A 17,033-nucleotide genomic window follows, 5' to 3' on the forward strand; every position below is an offset into this window, starting at 1 on the left:
CGTGCCGCTCATGTCCCCGGGTGGAGGTGCCGGCGCCGGGCGGCGACCTCCCGGTCGTACGCCGCGCGGGCCTCGACCGCGGCCGGGCGGGCGGCGGTCTGCGCCACCGGGACGTCCCACCAGGCTTCCGCCGGGGGAGCCGTGGGCGTGGGGTCGGTCTCCACGTACACGCAGGTCGGCCGGTCCGAGGCGCGGGCCGCGGCCAGGGCGTCGCGCAGCTCCCGCACGGTCTTGGCGCGGATGACGTCCATGCCGAGGCTGGCGGCGTTGGCGGCCAGGTCCACCGGCAGCGGGGCGCCGGTGAAGGTGCCGTCGGCGACGCGGTGGCGGTAGGCGGTGCCGAACCGCTCGGCGCCCACCGACTCCGACAGCCCGCCGATGGAGGCGTAGCCGTGGTTCTGGACGAGCACCAGGTTGACGGGCAGTCCTTCCTGGACGGCGGTGACGATCTCCGTCGGCATCATCAGATACGTGCCGTCGCCGACCAGCGCCCACACGGCCGTGCCGGGCGCCGCCTGCTGGACGCCGATCGCGGCGGGGATCTCGTAGCCCATGCAGGAGTAGCCGTACTCCAGGTGGTACTGGCGGGGGCTGCGGGCCCGCCACAGCTTGTGCAGGTCGCCGGGGAGCGAACCGGCCGCGTTGATGACGACGTCGTCCTCCCCGACGACCGCGTCCAGGGCGCCCAGCAGCTGGGTCTGCGTCGGCACGGCGTGCTCGTCGGCCGGGGCGTACGCGGCCCGCACCACCTGCTCCCAGCGCTCCTTGCCCGCCCGGTACTCGGCCTCGTACGCCTCCTCCACACGGTGACCGGCGAGCGCCTCCGTGAGCGCCTCCAGACCCGACCGCGCGTCGCAGACCACGGTCCGGGCGGCCAGCTTGTGGGCGTCGTACGCGGCGATGTTGAGGTTGACGAAGCGGACGTCGGGGACCTGGAAGAGGGTGTGGGAGGCGGTGGTGAAGTCGGTGTAGCGGGTGCCGACGCCGATGACCAGATCGGCGGTGCGGGCGATGTCGTCGCAGACGGCGGTGCCGGTGTGCCCGATGCCGCCGAGGTCGGCCGGGTGGTCGTGGCGCAGCGAGCCCTTGCCCGCCTGCGTGGACGCGACCGGGATGCCGGTGGCCTCCACCAGCGCCTTGAGGGCCGCCTCCGCCTCGCTGTGGTGGACGCCGCCGCCCGCGACGAGGAGCGGCCGCCGCGCCGCGCGGATCGCCCGGACCGCCGCGGCCAGCTCCACCGGGTCGGGCGCGGGCCGCCGCACCCGCCAGACGCGCTCCGCGAAGAACTCCTCCGGCCAGTCGTACGCCTCCGCCTGCACGTCCTGCGGCAGGGCGAGGGTGACGGCGCCGGTCTCGACGGGGTCGGCGAGGACCCGCACGGCGTTCAGGGCGGCCGGGATCAGCGCCTCGGGGCGGGTGACCCGGTCGAAGAAGCGGGAGACCGGCCGCAGGGTGTCGTTCACCGACACATCGGCCTCGGTGGGGTGCTCCAGCTGCTGGAGCAGCGGGTCGGCGGTGCGGGTCGCGAAGTAGTCGCCGGGCAGGAGCAGGACGGGCAGCCGGTTGATCGTGGCGAGGGCGGCGCCGGTGACGAGGTTGGTGGCGCCGGGCCCGATGGAGGTGGTGACCGCCTGCGCGGAGAGCCGGTTCAGCTGACGGGCGTACCCGACGGCCGCGTGCACCATGGACTGCTCGTTGCGCCCCTGGTGGAACGGCATCGTCTCCTCGCCGGCCTCCAGCAGCGCCTGGCCGACCCCCGCGACGTTGCCGTGGCCGAAGATGCCCCAGGTCCCGGCGATCAGCCGGTGGCGTACGCCGTCGCGCTCGGTGTACTGCACGGACAGGAACCGCACCAGCGCCTGGGCGACGGTCAGCCGGCGGGTGGAGGGGGTGGTCATCGGGACCTCACTGGGACGAAGGGTCGGGTTGTTCGGGGGCCTGGCGCGAGTCAGGTTGCTCGGCTCGTGCCGGCGGGCTCGGGTTTCCGGGCTCGGGTTTGCGGGTGCGGGATCAGGTTCGGGTGCCGTGGCGGTTCGGTGTCCGGGGGGCTCAGAGCAGCCCGACCGCCGTGTCGACGGCGGTCTCCACGCTGCCCTCGGCGGGGTAGAGCAGGGAACGGCCCACGACCAGGCCCTGCACGGTGGGCAGCCGCAGGGCCTTGCGCCACTTCTCGTACGCGCCGTCCTGATCCTTCCCCACCTCGCCGCCGAGCAGGACGACGGGCAGGGTCGAGGTCTCCAGGACCTCGCCCATGGCGTCGGCGTCATCGGTGACGGGCAGCTTCAGCCAGGTGTACGCGGACGTGCCGCCGAGGCCCGCCGCGATGGCGACGGAACGGGTGACGGCCTCGGCGCTCAGGTCGTTGCGGACCCGGCCGTCCACACGGCGCGAGAGGAACGGCTCGACGAACAGCGGCAGTCGGCGCGCCGCCATGTCGTCGACCGCGCGGGCGGTGGAGTGGAGCGTCCGCAGGGAACCGGGGTCGTCGTAGTCGACGCGCAGCAGCAGTTTGCCCGCGTCGAAACGGAGGCGCTCGATGTCCTGGGGGCGGTGGCCGGTGAAGCGGTCGTCCATCTCGAAGGACGCCCCGGCGAGCCCGCCGCGGTTGAGGGAGCCCATGACGACCTTGTTCTCCAGGACGCCCAGGAGCAGCAGGTCCTCCAGGATGTCGGCGGTGGCGAGCACGCCGTCCACGCCGGGCCGTGACAGCGCGGTGCACAGGCGCCGGAGGAGATCGGCCCGGTCCGCCATGGCGAGGGGGTCGCCGCCGACGCCGAGGGCGCCGCGCGCCGGGTGGTCGGCGGCGACGATCATCAGACGGCCGCTGTCGCCGATCAGCGGGCGGCGGACACGGCGCGCCGCGGCTTCGGCGACGGCCTCCGGGTGGCGTGCGCGCACCGCGGCGAGGTCGGGGATGCGGATGGTCACGTGGGGCTCCGTTCCAGGGGCGCGTGCCCCCTCGGCCCCCGGGGCGCCTGATGGCTCGGGGGTGGGTGTTCGTGGGCGGGTGCGGGCGGTGTGGGGCTTCTCGCGCAGTTCCCCGCGGCCCTGGAGGGACGGGCACGCGGCCCTTCCGCAAGAGGCCAGGGGCGCGGCCCGGTCGCTTCTCCGGGGCGCGGGGCGGTGGCACACGCGGCTGCGTCGCGCGGGCGCGAGCAGCCCGCCCCTCCCGCCGGGAAACGACGGACCGGCCGTCCGAGCCGCGGCGTCATCCGGCTCTCAGCAACTCCTCCACCTCCCCTGCCGTCGGCATCGCCGAGGAGCAGGCGAGGCGGGAGGCGACGAGCGCGCCGGCGGCGTTGGCGTACCGCATGATCCGCTCCAGGTCCCAGCCGCGCAGCAGCCCGTGGCAGAGGGAGCCGCCGAACGCGTCGCCCGCGCCGAGGCCGTTGACGACCTCGACCGGCACCGGCGGCACCTCGGCGACCGTGCCGTCGCGGTGGACGGCGAGCACCCCCTTGGGGCCCTGCTTGACGACGGCCAGTTCCACCCCCGCCTCCAGCAGCGCCTCCGCGCAGGCCCGGGGTTCCCGGACACCGGTGGCGACCTCGCACTCGTCGAGGTTGCCGACGGCGACCGTGGAGTGCCGCAGGGCCTCGGCGTAGTACGGGCGGGCGGTCTCGGGGTCCTGCCAGAACAAGGGGCGCCAGTCCAGGTCGAACACGGTGGTGCCGGCCCTGTCGCGGGCCTTGAGCGCGGCGAACGTGGCGGAGCGGCTGGGCTCCTCGCTCAGTCCGGTGCCGGTGATCCAGAAGACGCGGGCCGCACGGACGGCGAAGAAGTCCAGCTCGTCGGTGTGGATCTCCAGGTCGGGGGCCTTGGGGCGCCGGTAGAAGTAGAGCGGGAAGTCGTCCGGCGGGAAGATCTCGCAGAACGTGATCGGCGTGGGGAGGCCGGCGACGGGCGTGACGAACCGGTCGTCGACGCCGAACTCCGCGAGGGCCTCGTGCAGGAACACGCCGAAGGGGTCGTCTCCCGTCCGTGTGATCACGGCGGACGTGTCGCCGAGCCGGGCCGCGGCCACCGCGACGTTCGCGGCGGACCCGCCGAGGAACTTGCCGAAGGACTCGACGCGGGCGAGCGGCACACCGGTCTGCAGCGGATACAGATCCACTCCGATGCGCCCCATGGTGATGAGGTCGAAGGACTCGGCGGACTCGGGCATGCGCGGCGCTCCTCGGGCGGGGGATGCGGGCCGGCCGGCGCCCCGGGGCGCGCCTGGGGATGCGCGTGCACGGGGACCGGAGGTACCTCAGGTGTAGGGCCCCGAGTGAGCCACTGTCAATAGTTTGTACTGACATTCGGACCTGCTCGTGAAATAATGTCTTAACAAAGTCTTGACAGCGGGGTGTGCCAGGGGTTTGATCCCGTCCCAACGAAACAGCGCAGCAGGCCTACCGGCAGAATGATCCGGACTTCAGGTCCGGGTCCGCGCGGGTGCACCGCCCGACGCTGTCCCGTTCCCTTTCCCCCTGTCGCACAGTGAGGTGCAGGAAAGATGGACCGCACGTTTCAGCCCCGCTCACGCAGAGTGGCTCCCTTCGTCGCCGTGGCCGCGGCCTCCGCGATGTTCATAGCCGGATGCTCCAGCAGCTCCGGCGGCAAGGAGGCCGAGGAGGGTGGGGCGGACGCCTCCGCTGGCAAGGCCAACACGCCGCGGATGACCGTGGCGCTGGTGACCCACGCCGGGCAGGGCGACACCTTCTGGGACATCGTCCGCAAGGGCGCCCAGACGGCCGCCGACAAGGACAACGTCAAGCTGGTCTACTCGAACGACCCGAACGCGGCGAACCAGGCCAACCTCGTCCAGAACGCCATCGACCAGAAGGTCGACGGCATCGCCGTCACCCTCGCCAAGCCCGACGCGATGAAGGACGTCATCGCCAAGGCGGAGAAGGCCGGCATCCCCGTCGTCGGCCTGAACTCCGGCATGGACGTGTGGAAGGAGCAGGGGCTGCTCTCCTTCTTCGGCCAGGACGAGACCGTCTCCGGCGAGGCCTTCGGCAAGAAGCTCAACGAGACCGGCGCCAAGCACGCGGTCTGCGTGATCCACGAGCAGGGCAACGTCTCCCTCGAAGCGCGCTGCGCCGGGGTGAAGAAGACCTTCAAGGGCAAGACCGAGAACCTCTACGTCAACGGCACGGACATGCCCTCCGTGAAGTCCACCATCACGGCCAAGCTCAAGCAGGACTCCTCGATCGACGAGGTCGTCACGCTGGGCGCGCCCATCGCCCTGACCTCCGTGCAGTCGGTCGACGACGCGAGCAGCAAGGCGAAGGTCGCCACGTTCGACCTGAACAAGGAGCTGACGGACGCCATCAAGGCGGGCGACATCGAGTTCGCCGTCGACCAGCAGCCCTACCTCCAGGGCTACCTGGCGATCGACTCCCTGTGGCTCTACAAGAACAACGGCAACTACAGCGGCGGCGGCGAGCAGCCGGTCCTGACGGGCCCGGCCTTCGTGGACAAGGCCAACGTCGACACGATCGCCAAGTACGCCGCGAAGGGCACCCGGTGATCTGAATGACCCAAGCAACGGCACCGGCGGCGAGCTCCCCCTCGCCGCCGGCTCCGCCGGCCGCCCAGAAGGACGGCCGTACCGTCGAACGTTCCCTGGGCCGACGCCTGTTGGCCCGCCCCGAGGTCGGCGCGCTGATCGCCGCGATCGGTGTGTACGTCTTCTTCTTCGCCGTCGCCCCCTCCTTCCGCGAGGCCGGATCGCTGGCGACGGTGCTCTACCAGGCGTCCGTCATGGGCATCATGGCGCTGCCGGTGGCGTTGCTGATGATCGGCGGGGAGTTCGACCTGTCCGCCGGTGTCGCGGTCACCACCTCCGCCCTGACCGCCGCGATCCTCAGCTTCCAGCTGACGGTGAACGTGTGGACGGGCGTGTTCGTCGCGCTGGCCGTGTCGCTGGCGGTGGGCGCGTTCAACGGCTGGCTGCTGATCAAGACCGGCCTGCCGAGCTTCCTGGTGACGCTGGGTTCCTTCCTGATCCTCCAGGGCTCCAACCTGGCCGTGACGAAGATCTTCACCGGCAACGTGGCCTCCGACTCGATCGCCGACATGGACGGCTTCGACCAGGCCAAGAGCGTCTTCGCCTCCGAGGTGACCATCGGCGGCGTCGACTTCAAGATCACGATCTTCTACTGGCTGGTGTTCGCGGCGATCGCCACCTGGCTGCTGCTGCGCACCAGGTTCGGCAACTGGATCTTCGCGGTCGGTGGCAGCCAGGACAGTGCGCGGGCCGTCGGCGTGCCCGTGAACTTCACCAAGGTGGCCCTCTTCATGGGCGTGGGCGCCGGGGCCTGGTTCGTGGGCATGCACCTGCTGTTCTCGTTCAACACGGTGCAGTCCAACGAGGGCGTGGGCAACGAGTTCCTGTACATCATCGCGGCGGTGATCGGCGGCTGCCTGCTCACCGGCGGCTACGGCTCGGCGATCGGCCCCGTCATCGGCGCCTTCATCTTCGGCATGGTCAACCAGGGCATCGTCTACGCCAACTGGAACCCCGACTGGTTCAAGGCATTCCTCGGCGTGATGCTCCTGATCGCCGCCCTCGTCAACTTGTGGGTCCGCCGCCAGGCGACCCGGAGGTGAACCACCCCATGACACCCACGAACCCGACCGCCGCCCCGTCCGACGCGACCCCCGCCACCGACACCCCGGTGGTGGAACTGCGCGGCGCGGGCAAGGCGTACGGCAACGTCCGCGCCCTGCACGGAGTGGACCTGGCCGTCCACCCCGGCAAGGTCACCTGCGTCCTGGGCGACAACGGCGCCGGCAAGTCCACCCTGATCAAGATCATCTCGGGTCTGCACCAGCACACCGAGGGCGAGTTCCTGGTCGACGGCGCGCCGGTCCGCTTCACCACCCCCCGCGAGGCACTGGACGCCGGCATCGCGACCGTCTACCAGGACCTGGCCACGGTCCCCCTGATGCCGGTGTGGCGGAACTTCTTCCTCGGCTCGGAGATGACGAAGGGTCCCTGGCCGATCCGCCGCCTCGACATCGAGAAGATGAAGCGGACCGCGGACGCCGAGCTGCGCAACATGGGCATCGTCCTGGACGACCTGGAGCAGCCCATCGGCACGCTCTCCGGCGGCCAGCGCCAGTGCGTCGCGATCGCCCGCGCCGTCTACTTCGGCGCCCGCGTCCTCATCCTCGACGAGCCCACCGCCGCCCTCGGCGTGAAGCAGTCCGGTGTGGTCCTGAAGTACATCGCCGCCGCCCGCGACCGCGGCCTCGGCGTCATCTTCATCACCCACAACCCGCACCACGCCTACATGGTCGGCGACCACTTCAGCGTCCTGCGCCTCGGCACCATGGAACTCTCCGCCGCCCGCGACCAGGTCACCCTGGAGGAACTCACCAACCACATGGCGGGCGGCACGGAACTCGCGGCCCTCAAGCACGAACTGGCCCAGGTGCGCGGGGTGGACGTGGACGAACTCCCCGAGGAGAAGGACCTGACGGCTCCGGCGGCTGCGGCGAAGGACGGGGCGGCCTGACGAGGGCGGCCGTGAGGCCGTGCGACGGCGAGGGGGCCACACCGTCGGCGTGGCCCCGCTCCCTCGCTGACCGGCCGTTCCGCGACCTGGTGTGAAGAGCAGTCAATTTCGGCCTGTGGAGGCGCGGTCGTCGTCCTCCGGCGCGTCCGCTGCACCCGCGCCGTGCGTCCCGAGCGTGACGGACCCCGGCCCGCCCCCTGCCGACGGCAGCGCTTGACGGGGTCCGCGAGCCCTCGTCGGGAGCGCGCGGAAGGATCAGGCACCCCTTCGTTCCGCGCTGCCGACGGATCCCCCCTACGGCTTCTTGAGCAGCACTTGGCTGGCGATCGCCTTGCTGTTCGGTTACCGGGCCGTCACCATGAGGTGTGCCGTCCGGAGCCGTACGCCGAGGAGACGCCTATGGACAGCTACGAGCAGCCTTTCGCCACGAGCGTCGTCAGGGACTTGCACGACACCTCGCTGGCTGAGGTACCGGAGTCCGCCCAAGACTCGGCTCTGGCAAGGATGCTCGGGGGAGGCGGAGAACCGGTGGCCGCCTTCCAGTCGTCGCTCTGACCGGGTCGGCCGGAATCCCCACGGGACCGTACCGGTGATCGCGGCGACGCGGCCCTTCCGTCAGTTCGTGATCAAGGTGCACAGCCGTTGCGACCTGGCGTGCGACCACTGCTACGTCTACCAGCACGCCGACCAGAGCTGGCTGAGGCGTCCGGTCACCATGTCGGACGAGACGTTCCGGCGCACGGCCGACCGGATCGCGGAGCACGCCTCCGCCCACCACCTCACCCGCGTACACGTCGTCCTGCACGGGGGCGAGCCCCTGCTCGCCGGACGGGAACGGCTGCGGCGCTTCGCCCGCACGCTGCGCTCCGCACTGCACGGCGTGGCCGAACTGGACCTGCGGATGCAGACCAACGGCCTGCGCCTGGACGACGAGTTCTGCGCGATGCTGGTGGAGCAGTCCATCGTCGCCAGCGTCTCCCTCGACGGCGACCAGAGGTCCAACGACCGCCACCGCGTCCGGCGCGACGGCTCCGGCTCCCACCGGGACGCGGTGCGCGCGGTCCGCCTCCTGAGGGCCCCGGCCCACCGCGGTGCCTTCGGCGGTCTGCTCTGCACCATCGACGTCGAGAACGACCCGGTGGACGTCTACCGCGCGCTGGCCGAGCTGAGCCCACCCGCCGTGGACTTCCTGCTGCCGCACGCCACCTGGGAGCACCCGCCCCCTCGCCCCGGCGGCGACACCGACTACGCGGACTGGCTGATCGCGGTGCACAAGCAGTGGACCGCCGACGGCATGCCGATGCGCATCCGGATGTTCGAGTCGATCAGCCGGTTGACGCGCGGCCGTGGCAGCCTCACCGAGGCACTCGGCCTGGGCAGCTCCGACCTGCTGGTGGTCGAGACGGACGGCGCCATCGAGCAGGCCGACTGGCTCAAGACGGCCTATCCGGGCGCCCCCGGGACGGGTATGCACATCGACACCCATCGCCTGGAGGAGGCCGCCGCCCACCGGGGCATCCAGGCCCGGCGGGCCGGCCTGGACGGGCTGAGCGCCCAGTGCCGTGCCTGCCCGGTCGTCTCCGTCTGCGGCGGCGGCCTCTACGGACACCGCCACCGGGCGGCCAACGGCTTCGACAACCCCTCGGTGTACTGCGCCGACCTGCTGAAGATCATCGAGTACGTCCAGGCCGCCGAGCGCGACGAGACCGACGTCCGCCACGGCTGGCACGGCCTGACATGGACCCACTTCGACGAACTCGCCGCGGGACACGGCGGCGCCGCCGCCGTACGGTCCCTCGCGGCGGCGCAGAACAGCCAGCGCCGGGCGTTGCTGGCCGCCGCCCGCCGCGCGGACGTCGGCACGGGATCCGAGGCCGGCTGGGAGGCGGTCCTCGCCCTGCCCACCGCCGCGCTGGACGTCCTGCTGTCCGAGCCGTATCTGCGCGTGTGGGCCCTCGCCTGTGGACAGTCGCTCCGCGGAGCCGACGGGCACCCGGCCGAGGCCGCCCTGTCCGCGGTCGCCCGTACCGGGGGCCGGCTGACCCTGCCGGTGCCGCTGCGGCACGGTCCCGAGGGCCCGGAGGTCCATCTGCCCGGCCTGGGACGGCTGTTGGTCGGTGCCGACAGCCCCGACCACCGGGCCGGGACGGTCACGGTGACGGCCTCCGACGCGACGGTCGTCGTGGGAGGCCGGGCCCTGGGGCACGAACGGCCACCCCCGGGCACGGTCTGGCAGCCGGTGCGCCAACTGCGCGCGGACGGCCTGGAGGTGGCCCTGGACGACGTGGACCCCTCGCGCGACTGTTACCGGTACCGGCCCCTGCCCAGACTGCCCGAGGCTGAGGTCCGACGCTGGGAGGAGATGTTCGCGGAGGCCTGGCAGCTGATCCGCGGCGCGTACCCGCACTACGCCCGGGGCATCGCCGCCGGGCTCGTCACGATCACCCCGCTCGCCCCCGATCCGTCCGGCGACGACGTGAGCGCCACCTCCCGGCACGCCTTCGGGGCGGTGGGCATCGCCCTGCCCCGCACTGCCGAGGACCTGGCGATGCTGATCATCCACGAGTACCAGCACGTCAAACTCGGCGCGATGCTGGACATGTTCGACCTCCTCGACGGTCTCGACGACCGCCGCTACCGCGTGTTGTGGCGCCCCGACCTCCGTCCCCTCGACGCCCTCGTCCAGGGGGCGTACGCCCATCTCGCGGTCGCCGACATCTGGCGGATCAGGTGCCGCCGCGGCGCCGAGGACGTCGGTGCCGCCCTGCACGAGCGGTCCCGTCCGGAGGCCGACAAGTGGCGCACGGCTGTCCTTGACGCCCTCGACGCCGTGGCCGAAACGGGCTCCCTGACCGCCCTGGGCCGCCGCTTCGTCAGAGGGCTGCGGAGCGAGGCGGAAGCACTGGGCGGTGTGGCCGAGACCGGGCCGGTCGCGGTGTAATGGTCGGCCAACTTCCTTTCCCGGCACCGGTGTCCGGTACAACTTGCTCCGGCCCCACCCCTGGCACCGGCAGTGGTTCTCGCGTTCCAATGGGTCCGGAGGAATTCCGGACCGGGAGACTCGGGGTCCTGGGAGACCCGAGGTTGGGCGCGACGGGGGAGGGAAAGGCGAGTCCATGGTTCAGGCGGCTTCTCAGACGACGCAGTCGTCGGATTCCTCCGATCCGTATGTGTTCTTCATGAGTTACGCGCGGACGCCCTACAAGGGTGCCCGAGCGAAGAAGGACTCGTCGGATCTGGCACTGGAGGAGTTCTACACGCTGTTATGCAGCAACATCATGCAGTTGACCGATCACGACGGAGAGGAATCACCGGGGTTCCTGGACCAGAGAATGGACACCGGTGTCGACTGGGAGAACCGGATCAAGCACGCTCTGGCCACCTGCCGGGTCTTCGTGCCGATCTACAACACCCGGTACTTCACCCGGGAATGGTGCGGCAAGGAATGGGACGCCTTCGCGCGGCGGCAGGAGGAGCAGCTGCGGACCCGGCCGTACACGGGCAACGCGATCGTCCCGGTCCTGTGGGTGGGGGAGCAGCACCTGACCATGCCGCCCGTGGCGGCGAAGGTGCAGTACGCCATCCCGCATCTGGGTAAGCCCTATCTGCAGGCCGGGCTCTACGGCTTCAAACAGGCAGGTCGCCGCGGCATGTACCGCAGTTCGGTGTGGTCGCTCGCCGAGATGATCGTGAAAGTGGCTCAGCAGACCAGCCTCGCACCGTGTGACGTGGAGCTGTTCAAGGACCTCCGGAACGTCTTCGAGGGGGAATAGCAGGATGCCGATGTTCTTCATGAGCTATGCGCGGGTTCCTGCTCCCCGGCACCGGGACGCGTCGCAGGACCCCAATCGCCTGGTCTTCCAGTTCTTCGACGAACTGTGCGCGGACGTGGCCCGTCACGCCGACGTGCCCCTCGACGAGGCCGGATTCGTCGAGCGGCCGGGAACGTCCAGCGAGCATGCGATCAACGCGCTCTTCGACTGCCGGGTCTTCGTTCCGCTGTATTCCAAAAGGTACTTCAGCAACCCTCAGTGCGGACGGCAGTGGACGGCCGTCACCGACGGCGCCACGCAGGGCGTACGGCCGAACATCCTGCCGGTGCTGTGGACGCCGTACTCGCCGACCGCGCTGCCCCAACGGGTCAAGGACCAGTATCCCGATGAGCCCGAGGGCATCGGAGAGGCGGCGGAGGACTACGCCCGGCAGGGGCTGCACCGGCTGCTCGACCAGCGACTCGACCTGGCGGAGAGGTCGGACCCCGAGGACGAGCAGGCGGCGACCCGGGTCGCCCAGGTGACCGACTGGCTCGCCCGGCGCATCGTCGATCTGGCCGCGAGGGTGCCCCGGCCGTCGGACGTGTCCGGCGGCCGGAACCCGGTGCGGCCCATGACGCTGGCCGGGCTGGACGACGCCTTCGCGGACCCGCCCTTCGCCTCGCCGCTGTACGTCACCGTGCTCGCCCCGACCGAGACGCAGTTACCCGTCGGCAGGGACGACGTCCTGTACGGCCCCACAGTCGCCGACTGGCGGCCCTACGGCCCGGCCGTGGGCCCGCTGGTCGACCAGATGAAGGCCACGGCCCGGAACCTCGGCTTCGAGCCCACTGTGGTCCCCTTCCACAAGATCCAGGCGGAGCTGCACAGCACGCAACTGCCGACCGCCCCGTGGATCGTCGTGGTCGACCCGTGGGCGCTGGAGAACACCCAAATGGCATACCAAGCACGGGAGTTCGACCGGGTGCGGCGGCCATGGACCGCGGTGCTGAGTACGCTGTCCGGCGACGACGCGCAGACGAAGGAACAGTCCGATCGGCTGCGCGGCCTGTTGGCGGCGCACTTTCCGCGCTTCCTCAGCGAGGGGCGAGCCGGCGAGCAGGAAGCGGTGCGAGGACTGGCGGGAGCCGACGTCTTCACGCGCTGGTTCAGCGAGTTGGCCGTGGCCACCAAGATCCGCTACTTGCGGTACATTCATTCGCAATTGTCCCGGAGTGGCGGGGTCGTCCGGGGTGATCCGGAATCCGGGCCGGACCTGCCCCGACGGCCCGACGGCGGCCGGGACGACGGGTCATCGAGCGACGGACGTCGCGTGGAGGGCAGGCCATGAGCGGCGAGGACGCGCGCAGGATCATCACGTTCTACTCGTACAAGGGCGGTACGGGAAGGACGATGGCGCTCGCCAACACGGCGTGGATCCTCGCCTCCGCCGGCAACCGGGTGCTGGTGGTCGACTGGGACCTCGACGCTCCGGGGCTGGACCGCTTCCTGCATCCCTTCCTGAGCGAGAGGCAGCTTAGGGAGACGCCCGGAGTGCTGGAACTGGTCAGCCGGTCGACGCACTTCATGGTCTCGGCGCAGAGCGGCGCCGGTGAGTCCGCGCACCAGGGCGACCCGGGGCCGGCGTACCCCGCCGTGGTCGACCTGGGGGCCTCCGACGGCATCACGCTCAACAGCTGCATCGTCCAGGTCGACTGGGACTTCCCCGAGGGCGGACACCTCTACTATCTGCCGGCCGGCACGAAGAACCAGGGCTATCTCGCGGCGTTCTCGCAGTTCGACTGGAAGCACTTCATGGAGGGCCCGCTCGCCACGAGGTTCCTCGACGGGCTGAAGCGCGAGTTCATGGAGAACTTCGACTACGTCCTCATCGACAGCCGTACCGGCCTCAACGACATCTCGGACATCTGCACGGTCAACCTCCCGCACACCGTGGTCACCTGCTTCACCCCGAGCAGTCAGAGCATCGAGGGCGCGGCCGGTGTCGCCGAACGCATCGACGGCATGCTGTACGGCAACCGGGACATCCGGATCCTGCCGGTCCCCATGCGGGTGGAGAACGCGGAGGCGGACCGGCTGGACGCGGCCCGGGGCCAGATCCAGTACCGCTTCGACCGGATCGTGCGCAAGCACATCCCCGAACGGGACCCGGAGGACTACTGGGGCAGCGTGGAGATCCCCTACCGCCCCATCTACTCCTACGAGGAGACGCTCGCTCCGTTCCGTGAGCAGCCGGGCGACCCCAAGAGCCTGCTCTCCGCCTACGAGAGGCTCACGGCGGTCATCACCGACGGCCAGGTCGACTCCATGCCCCGCATCGAGGAGTCGGTGCGCCGCAAGACCCTCGACCGGTACACCCGGCACCGCCCGCCGCGCATCTCCGACGTGTACCTGAGCTTCGTGCCCCAGGACCGGAGCTGGGCCAACTGGGCGGGCGCGGTCCTCGAACAGGCCGGATTCAAGGTCCACATGGCGCAGGAGAACCCGACCGACGGCGGCCAGGCGCGGGAGGAGATCGAGCGCGGTGTGGAGGCGGCCTCCTACACGCTCATCATCTTCTCCGAGGACTACATGAGGTCGTCCCGGTACCGCGCCACCTGGGAGGCGGTCTACGCGGAGAGCGACCGACGCACCCACCAGCTGGTCTCCATGCAGGTCGACCGGCAGGTGTCGCTGGAGCCCCCCTTCCGGGAGCAGCTCGCCGACATGACGCGCTGCAGCAACGGCGAGACCGGCCGCGCGGCCCTGCTGACCTGGTTCGGCAGGGGCGGGGAGTCGCTCGCCCGCAACCACTTCGCGGGCGCCGAGCCGAAGCTGCCGCGTTTCCCGCGGACGGAGCCCCGCGTCTTCGGCGTGCCGCTGCGCACGGAGTCCTTCACCGGCCGTACGGAGCTGCTGGAGGGCATCCGGGAGAAGCTCTGGAAGGGCGATGCGCGGGCCCTGGTCCTGAAGGGGATGGGCGGGGTGGGCAAGACCCTGCTGGCCCAGGAGTTCGCCTACCGTTACAAGAGCGACTACGACGTCGTGTGGCACATCCAGGCCGAGCAGAAGATGCTGGCGGTGGAGCGGTACGCGGGTCTGGCCGAGCATCTCGGACTGCAGGAGCGCACCAACCCGACGGACACCGGTGAGGCCGTCGCCAAGTTCCTCAACAACGGCGACAGCCAGGACAGTTGGCTGCTGATCCTGGACAACGTCCCGGAGCCCGACCATCTGCCCGAGTTCATGATGGACGGCCGGCGCGGCCACATCCTGGTCACGAGCCAGCGCGCCGAGGGCTGGGGGCGGTTCGTGGACACCATCGACGTGCCCGTCTTCGAGCGGCACGAGAGCATCGCCCACGTGCACAGCCGGCTGCCCGACTGCAGTTGGGCGGAGGCCGACCAGATCGCGGACGCCCTGGGCGACCTGCCGATCGCCATCGAACGGGCGACCGCGTTCATCGAGCAGACCAGGGCCGACGTACGCGACTACATCAAGCAGATCCAGCCCCAGGCCGCCGGCGACCCCGATGACAAGACGGTCGGGGAGGTCGTCAAGAACACCTGGGAGTTCGCGCTCGGGCAGCTGAGGGAGAAGTTCCCCCCAGCGGTGAAGCTCCTGCAGATCTGCTCGTACTACAGCGCCGAGCCGATCTCCATGGACCTGCTGGAGGGGTTCGAGGTCTCCCGTGCCCTCGGCGGTGTCCGTACGGTCTCGCGCGCGTACAAGGAGCTGAGCCGGTTCTCGCTGGTCACCGTCGACCGCAAGGCGCGGAGCGTCACGGTGCACCGGATGATGCAGGCGGCCATGCGCAAGGAGATGACCGAGGAGGAGCGAGAGGCGGCGCAGGAGGTCGTCTACCGCTCACTGATCGCCGCCAGGCCCAGCGGTGACGATCCCGAGAACCCCAACACCTGGGAGAACTACCGGATCATCTGGCCGCATCTGGGCACCCCGTGGGCCGAGACCTCCCCGGACGAGGGCATCAAGGAACTGTTCGTGGACCGGGTCCGCCAGCTGCGCCGCCGGGGCGAGCTGAGCCTGGCGATGGAGTACAGCCAGAGGCGGGTCGCCGCGTGGTCCAACGAGGGCGCGGTCGACGAACGCTGGACGCTGCACATGCGCTTCCAGATCGCCAACATTCTCCGCGCGCAGGGCAGGTACGAGGAGTCGCTCGCGCTGGACCAGGAGGTTCTGGAGCGGCAGCTCGACGTGCTCGACGACGTGGACGACCAGCACATCCTGATGACGACCAGCAGCATCGCCGCCGACCTGCGGGGTCTCGGCCGGCTGTCGGAAGCGCTGCGCTACGACGAGGAGACCTACCAGCGCTATGAGTTGATCTACGGTGAGGACCACGCGCGGACCCTGAGCGCCGCCAACAACCTCGCTGTCGCCCTGCGGTTGTCCGGGGAGTACAAGAGGGCCCGCGCCCTGGACCGCAGGACGCTGGAACTGCGTGAGGCGATCCAGCTCCACGACCACCCCCTGACCATCGAGTCGGCGGTGAACCTGGGCCGGGACCTGCGTGACTGCGGCGACTACGAGGAGTCGGTCACGCTGCTGAGCCGCGCCTACGAGCGCTGTCTGCGCAACCCGCGTCTCACGCAGGGCTCGCCGACGGTGCTGAACACGGCCAAGGGCCTGGCCGGTTCACTGAGGCGTGCGGGAAAGGCCGCGGAGGCGGAGGAACTCGTCCGCCACGTGCTGCGCAGCACACCCGAGGGGGAGAAGGGGTCCACCTCGGAGCGGTTGGTGCTGGAGATGGGTCTGGCCGGTGACCTGGCCGCGCAGGGCCGGGTCGACGAGGGGCTGGCGCTGATCCGCCGGGCTCTGCAGGACCTGAGGGACACCCTGGGGGAGATGCACTCCCACACCATCGCCTGCTCGGTCAACTACGCGGTCCTGCTGCTGGACGACAGCGCGTCCCCGCGTCCTGAGGCGGCGGCCGAGGCCAGGGACCTGCTGCGTCTGGCCCGGCAGAGGTTCGCCCAGCTCAACGGCGAGCACCACCCCTTCGTCCTGATCTGCCATGCCAATCTGGCGGTCGCGCAGGCGGCGTTGGGCAACTGGGAAGAGGCCCGCAAGGTCAGCGTCGAGGCGTACGACCTGCTCAAGGAGGTGCTGGACCCGACTCATCCGTCGACGTTGACGTGTGCGGGGAACCTCGCGGTGATCCTGAGCCATCTGGGCCGCGCCGACGAGGCCCGCAAGCAGCACAACGACACGTTGGCGGCACTCGTCAAGCGGATCGGCACCGAACACCCCCGGGTACTGACCCTCCAGTCCTGGAACCTCAGCTGCCTGGACATGGAGCCGCACCCGATCTAAGGGCTGCCCCGTAATCCGCGGTGGATCAGCGCACGGCGTCGGATGCGGTGCATCGCAAGGCGGCGGAGCGTCCGCATACTGGATGTATGAGGGCGTTCCGACAACGCGGCGAGGTGCCGTAGCCGGCGTCGTGCGCCCGCCGGGGATCACGGGACAGCACTGTGGCGTGTTGCGAAAGTCCCGTCTGCCCTGCGGCGTCCGGCACGCACGCTCGCCGCGTTGTCTGGGGTCGCCCCGACACCACCGGTATCGGGGCGACCCTCCGCCGTGCGATCACGTGCACGGCACGCCGCCGGGCCTGCCCTTCGGGGAGACGACGCAACTTTCGAAACACGCCCCAGTACTGTGACCGCCTCGCCGGGCCGGCGGTCGTGACGGTGGGATGTCGTGGTGACCACCGTTCCGGCCGCCGGCGGCGCGGTGAACGGGTCCTGCC

At 70.6% G+C, this 17,033-nt stretch carries 11 protein-coding genes; 8 read left to right on the forward strand and 3 right to left on the reverse strand.

What is annotated here, in order from left to right; translation table 11 throughout:
• Positions 1–8: 8 nt before the first annotated feature.
• The 3 genes from iolD to iolC form a co-directional block, all read right to left on the reverse strand.
• On the reverse strand, positions 9–1,898 hold the full coding sequence (gene iolD, locus GSY65_RS29740; protein ID WP_159774417.1) for a 3D-(3,5/4)-trihydroxycyclohexane-1,2-dione acylhydrolase (decyclizing): 1,890 nt from the start codon (positions 1,896–1,898) through the stop codon (positions 9–11).
• A gap of 151 nt (positions 1,899–2,049) precedes the next feature.
• The gene (locus GSY65_RS29745) at positions 2,050–2,928 is read right to left on the reverse strand and encodes a Cgl0159 family (beta/alpha)8-fold protein (RefSeq protein WP_159774419.1); all 879 of its coding nucleotides are present in this window, start codon (positions 2,926–2,928) and stop codon (positions 2,050–2,052) included.
• Positions 2,929–3,208: 280 nt separating this feature from the next.
• Complete coding sequence (gene iolC, locus GSY65_RS29750) at positions 3,209–4,165, reverse strand: 5-dehydro-2-deoxygluconokinase (RefSeq protein WP_159774421.1); 957 nt, start codon at positions 4,163–4,165, stop codon at positions 3,209–3,211.
• Between the two features lie 333 nt (positions 4,166–4,498).
• Here iolC and GSY65_RS29755 point away from each other — a divergent pair, with 333 nt between their 5' ends.
• The 8 genes from GSY65_RS29755 to fxsT all read left to right on the forward strand — a co-directional run bounded on the left by GSY65_RS29755 (position 4,499) and on the right by fxsT (position 16,597).
• On the forward strand, positions 4,499–5,518 hold the full coding sequence (locus GSY65_RS29755) for a sugar ABC transporter substrate-binding protein (RefSeq protein WP_159774423.1): 1,020 nt from the start codon (positions 4,499–4,501) through the stop codon (positions 5,516–5,518).
• Between the two features lie 5 nt (positions 5,519–5,523).
• On the forward strand, positions 5,524–6,600 hold the full coding sequence (locus GSY65_RS29760) for an ABC transporter permease (protein ID WP_159774425.1): 1,077 nt from the start codon (positions 5,524–5,526) through the stop codon (positions 6,598–6,600).
• A gap of 8 nt (positions 6,601–6,608) precedes the next feature.
• Complete coding sequence (locus GSY65_RS29765; protein ID WP_159774427.1) at positions 6,609–7,511, forward strand: ATP-binding cassette domain-containing protein; 903 nt, start codon at positions 6,609–6,611, stop codon at positions 7,509–7,511.
• Positions 7,512–7,910: 399 nt separating this feature from the next.
• The gene (gene fxsA, locus GSY65_RS29770; protein WP_159774429.1) at positions 7,911–8,066 is read left to right on the forward strand and encodes an FxSxx-COOH cyclophane-containing RiPP peptide; all 156 of its coding nucleotides are present in this window, start codon (positions 7,911–7,913) and stop codon (positions 8,064–8,066) included.
• Between the two features lie 34 nt (positions 8,067–8,100).
• On the forward strand, positions 8,101–10,452 hold the full coding sequence (locus tag GSY65_RS29775) for an FxsB family cyclophane-forming radical SAM/SPASM peptide maturase (protein WP_159774431.1): 2,352 nt from the start codon (positions 8,101–8,103) through the stop codon (positions 10,450–10,452).
• A 238-nt stretch (positions 10,453–10,690) separates the two neighbouring features.
• A complete protein-coding gene (locus GSY65_RS29780) occupies positions 10,691–11,284 on the forward strand; it encodes a TIR-like protein FxsC (RefSeq protein ID WP_236580112.1) in 594 nt (197 codons plus the stop codon).
• 4 nt (positions 11,285–11,288) lie between these two features.
• On the forward strand, positions 11,289–12,614 hold the full coding sequence (fsxC, locus tag GSY65_RS29785; protein ID WP_159774435.1) for an FxsC protein: 1,326 nt from the start codon (positions 11,289–11,291) through the stop codon (positions 12,612–12,614).
• Positions 12,611–16,597, forward strand: coding sequence for an FxSxx-COOH system tetratricopeptide repeat protein (fxsT, locus tag GSY65_RS29790; protein WP_159774437.1), 3,987 nt, complete (start codon positions 12,611–12,613; stop codon positions 16,595–16,597). The genes fsxC and fxsT overlap by 4 nt, the downstream gene beginning before the upstream one ends.
• Positions 16,598–17,033: the final 436 nt, after the last annotated feature.

Origin of the sequence: Streptomyces sp. HM190, from assembly GCF_009857135.1 — a bacterium.
In the GTDB taxonomy this organism is placed as follows: domain Bacteria; phylum Actinomycetota; class Actinomycetes; order Streptomycetales; family Streptomycetaceae; genus Streptomyces; species Streptomyces heilongjiangensis.